2 protein-coding genes are annotated in these 5052 nt (G+C 58.2%); both read right to left on the bottom strand.

Going from position 1 to position 5052, the window contains the following annotated elements:
• On the bottom strand, positions 1-4117 hold a 4117-nt coding region (locus HMPREF0058_RS12605), incomplete at its 3' end, for a prealbumin-like fold domain-containing protein (protein WP_169305807.1).
• 127 nt (positions 4118-4244) lie between these two features.
• Positions 4245-4844, bottom strand: coding sequence for a DUF4126 domain-containing protein (locus tag HMPREF0058_RS02720; RefSeq protein ID WP_040319494.1), 600 nt, complete (start codon positions 4842-4844; stop codon positions 4245-4247).
• Between the last annotated feature and the right edge of the window lie 208 nt (positions 4845-5052).

The raw sequence follows: 5052 nt of genomic DNA, 5'->3' as shown, positions 1-5052 counted from the left end.
GGCCGTCCTGGTTGTCGTTGTCGCTCCAGGTCTTGGCGACCTTGACCGTCGTACGCTCCAAGCTGTTAGCAAGCGAGACAGTCCCGTCCGCCGTGTCCTTGGTCAGCGTCATATCCTGAGCCTGCGCATTGAGAACGTAACCGGTCGGTGCCGTCACCTCCGACACCCGGTAGGTGCCCAGAGGCAGGTGCCCAAACTTCGCCTTGCCGTCAGTACCCGTGGTCACGTTCGTAACCGGCTTGCCGTTGAAGTCGGTCACCGTCTTGCCATCGGTGGTGGTCAGCCTGAACACCGCGCCAGCAAGCGGCTTGCCCGAATCCGGGTTATCGTCCTCACTCGCGGCGGTCTTCGTCACCGTGATCGAACCCGGGTCACCAGTCACCGCAACATTCCTCGTCGCGACACGTGAGGCAGGGTTGAGGGCAAAGCCAGTGGTCTTACCTGTATCACCTTCGATCGTAGCCGCGTCAAGGTTCTGCACCTCCGCACCAGCCTCCGGCGAGGCCGGAACCGCGGTGACGAAGTCCTCGAAGTGGGACTTCTCCGTGTACAGACGGTACTCACCACGCCGGTACACCGGCGCCGAGTACTTACCCTCCGCATTCGTCTCAATCTCAATCTTCGAGCCGTCAGGGTTGAGCACCTCGCCCGGGACACTCTCAGCATCCCGATCCAGGGCGGCCTCGTTGCTCACAAGCGTCAGCGTCCGGTTCGCCAGGGGAGTATCCGTCCCCTCCTCGTAGACCCCATCCTTGTCCTTGTCGAAGAAGTAACGACCATTGACCTCGTACGAGGTGTACCTGGTCTGGACCTTGTTGCCCTCGGAGAAGATCTGCCCGTCGGTAGAGAAGGCTAGCGTGCTCACCGCGACGTCAGCGTTCTCCTCCTCCTCAGGGATGAGGGTGGTGTCGAAGGGGATCTTCGCCGTGGTGTACAGCTTGATCTCCTCCTTGGCCTTGATGACCTCACCAGGCTTGAGGACCAACTTGTAGGCCTTCACCTTCGAGACGTCACCCACCTCCTCCTTGGTGAGCCAGGAACCGTCGCGCAGACCGTTGATGTCGCCCTGGTGGGACTGAGTCTGGTAGTAGACGTCGAACCTCTTGAGCGGCTCGATGTTCTCTTCTTCATCCTCTAGGAACTTCGACAGGGTCACGCCGTAGGTGGAACCACGGTCTCCATACTCACCCGCCTGGTTAGGGGCGATGACCTTGTCACCCTTCTGAGGCAGCACACCAATGACGTGTGCGCTCGTCACGTCGTTGATCGTGTTGTTGAGCATCGTGATGCCGTACCGGTAGTCATAGCCCAGGTCACCAGTCGTGGCCAAAGCCATGGTGTTCAGGTCCATACCTACCTGATGGGTGACGACCATCTCCAACGGCGGAATGTAGTTAATCTGGGAAGCCATGTGAGCAAACAGCTCGGTCGTGTCCCCGTCGTTATCCAGGTCGAGCTCGTCCGCGTAATACTGCGACTCGCCCAACGGCTTGATCTCGTCGTTGTGGTCATACAGGTAGTAGACATCGACCTGATTGTTGCCTCGCTGGGCATACTTTGACACCTCGAGCTTTGGCGCCAGAATCAAATCGTCAAGAACCGTGCTTTTTGGAACAAAGCGGATATCTGAGTAGATGAGTGCTGTCCGACCGGTCCCCTTGTAATTCTCGATAACCTGCGGATTGCGCTTATCTCCCAGCTCCTCATTGTTATAGTCCCCAAACTTTTCTGTCGTACCCGCGTAGCTAAACGCGGGAGGCAGAAGAACGACGGCACCGCCGGTGTACTCCGACAGAGCACCCCAATTGCCATCGCCCGCATATCCGGCGAGAGTGAATCTATAGTCGACAAAAGTCCCCTCGGCCTTAAAGGGAACCGAGACATCGTTCGGCACTCCCATCCTGACGCGCGGCGTAATAGTGTTGATGTTCGTCAGCGCGCCTGGATCCCTCGGCCTGTCCCAGGTCGCTTCCTTGTCATTAACGTCGCGGAAGGTCACCTTGTATCCAGTCCGGTACTCGTGGGGAGCATAGCCAGGTGAGTTGTACTTTGCTTTTTCCTCGACAGTGGGCTGGATACTGGTCAGTATATTCAGCGAGACATTGTCCAGGACAAGAGGATCATCAAACTCGAGCGAAAGCCCCTTGTACTGGCGAGCCGTGTCGTGAATATCAACGACCTGACGGTACTTCAGATTCTTCGCGATAGCGATCTTGGAGCCGTCACCCTTGATGCCATAGAGCGTGTTGCTCGTGCTGTTGACCTGATTGATTGTGGCGTCAGCCTTCTCCTGCCGCTTTGCGTCATCCGCGGACGGCAGATTGTTATTTCTAAAGAAGATGTTATTGATCTGGAACTTTTCGTAGTAGGTGTTCCCCTGCTCGCCCGCCTGAATCTTCTCCGGAATGTCCAGATAGTCCTCGTAGGACACGATCTTGTTGACAGCCCCACCGTCAGGGTTGGTAGGAGACGAGCCATTATTGGTGTTATTCAGGTCCGTGTTGTAGTAGAGACCAATCTGGGACTGGTCATTGCCCAGACGATCGGAGATGACGCCGTTTCGAATGGTGTAATTACCTCCCAAAAGGTTGAGCGGTTGCTCATAGCTGCCTCCACCTAGGTAGATATCACTAGCAGTTGCCCAGCTATTACGATACATCTTTGAGGTACTAAATGTACCCGCTCCCTGGTAAACTTCCTTTTCTACCAGCAGGTGAGCCGTCGACGAATAGAACTTGTTCTCACTGTCCAGACCTTGGTCCATGATGAAATCAATGGGAATGTTGACCAGCTTCGCATTGCGCTCTTCAATGCTGTCTTTACTGCCATCCCAGTAGGGAACATTCTTCAGACGAAGATAGACATCACTCACATAAGATCGTCCGAGTCGATCCCAACGCCAGGCAGATGACCCCCCATAATTTCCATTTTTCTCTCGAAGCGAGAGTGTATTGGTCGCCTTGTCATAGAACCATCTTGAGGAGCCATCGCATTGTGCTTCTCCCTTATCCCTCAGCGTGGCCCTTGCAGGTTCGACATTGTCGGGCAGCTTAAAGACGGCCGTGAGGGTCTGAGGTTTATTAAAATACCAACTCTGATTGCCTTCAACAGCAGGAGGGTTAATGACGAAGGAGAAAGTAAAGCGAGCCTTCTGTCCATCCTCGCCCGTTGTCTGGCTGTCAGCAGTATCGAGCTTGCGGTAGACGAAGATCTGATTGTTCTCCTTTACCACCTTGCCATTGTCATCGGTAAGACTTTGATCATAGACGAGCCGCGTCCTCTGTCCTCCGTCATGAAACGGATTTCCGTTGTCAGTTGCAAGGTTCGCCCAGTTATACGTCGCCTCAATCTTGCGGGCCTTGTACGTCTTCTCCGCACTGTAGAGCACCGGCAGAGACTTCGCTGTCTCCAGGACGCTCTTCTTGTCGGCGTCATTCCGATTCTCAACGCCCGTCGCGTCCAGCACCACGGCCTTCACCGTGATCTTGTCGCCATCTGAGGTCTTCGCGCCGTCAAAGAGGAACGGAGCCGGATAAGCCGCGGACGAGGCACCCGTGAACTGGTCGTACTTGTAAATGATGTACGCGTTATCCGGGTCGACCTGGTCCTCGAGAATCTGGACGGTCTGGTAGGCGTTCTGCGAGTCCGCGAACTTCAGATCCTTGATCTTCCCCTTGGGCACCGTGATCATCAACCACGGGTTACGGATAATCGCATCCGCGCCTGATCCCGAGACCTTCAGGTCAACCGTCGCGTTGACGGTCTTCTCCACCCAGAACTCAGAGTTGTCATTGATCGTGTTGTCCGGCTCCAGGTTGATGATCCGGAAGTCAACCTTCAACGTCGAGTCATCATACGACCCAACCGCCGCACGATCCACAGCCGACCTAGCACGAGACTGCGACGCACCATCACGCCCAGCCGCGCCATCGCCGCCGCCCGCAGAACCGTCTACATCCTCAGACTCAACACCCCTCCCCACTTCATCAGCAGGGGCAGACGCCGACGTCGTCGGCCCGTCACCGGGAACCGCGTCCTCAGCCACAGCAGGCACCGCGCCGCCAAGCAGCAGCGCACCCGCAGCAAGGACACCAAGAACAGACTTGGGAAGCCTCATGGGGAACCATCCTCATCGATCACGACTGCCCACACCGAGCCGGGGAGACTCAGGGCGCAGACAAGGGAGATACAGCATGATAATGCCCTCCCCATACCCCAGCCAAGGCCCTGCGCCATGCACCGCCCTACACGGCGCCAGAGCCTCGCCGTCTCCTGAGCGCACGACGCACCATGACGACCACCTTGACCGCCATGACCACCACGACCAGCGCAAGCACGGCCGCCAGCAGGGGCGCCACGATCGCCAGCACGGCCAGCACCACCGCGCCAATGTCCTCCCCGATGCTCCGCAGCACCTGGAGCGTGGCCGAGGGAGCCAGTGCCGTCGAGCCGGCCGTGGCCGCTCCCTTCCCCAGGCTCACGGGCAACGCCGTCGCTCCACCAAGCAGGCCCGCCACCACCATCGTGCCCGCATTCACCTGAGAACCGAGCCCCACACCCACCAGCACCCCGAAGACGGGACGCAGGACCTGGTTGATTCCCTCAAGGGGGAGGTTCACCCCGATGACCTTGTCCAGGCCGCCGTCGCCCAGCGCGAGCACCAGGCAAATCACCGCCACCCACGGGTTCGCGATCGCAGGCGGGATCGCGGCATCGACCTGGTGGAGGAAGCCACCGGTGGAGTCTGGAACCGCGAGCCCGGCCACAGACATGACCAGAACCGTCAGGTAGGGCCGCAGGCCTGAGGCCGTCCCGGTCCCGATCGACATGAGCATGGCGGTCATCGCATCCACGGAGGGCTCCTGAGCAAGGTTGGGGGAGGCGCGAGATCCGCGCGCTTCGAGGGTCTCACAGACTGTGCCGCTCAGGACACCAGACGCCCTGGAGATCCACAGGCAAAACGAAGGCCCGGTTCCTTGTGAGATCCGCGCCCTGGCTGATAGCAGATCATATCGGGCAGGGTGCATTCCTTGATGGTGTAGCCCCACTGCT

It is taken from the genome of Actinomyces urogenitalis DSM 15434 (assembly GCF_000159035.1).
In the GTDB taxonomy this organism is placed as follows: Bacteria; Actinomycetota; Actinomycetes; order Actinomycetales; family Actinomycetaceae; genus Actinomyces; species Actinomyces urogenitalis.
This window is presented reverse-complemented; position numbering and strand designations above follow the sequence as displayed.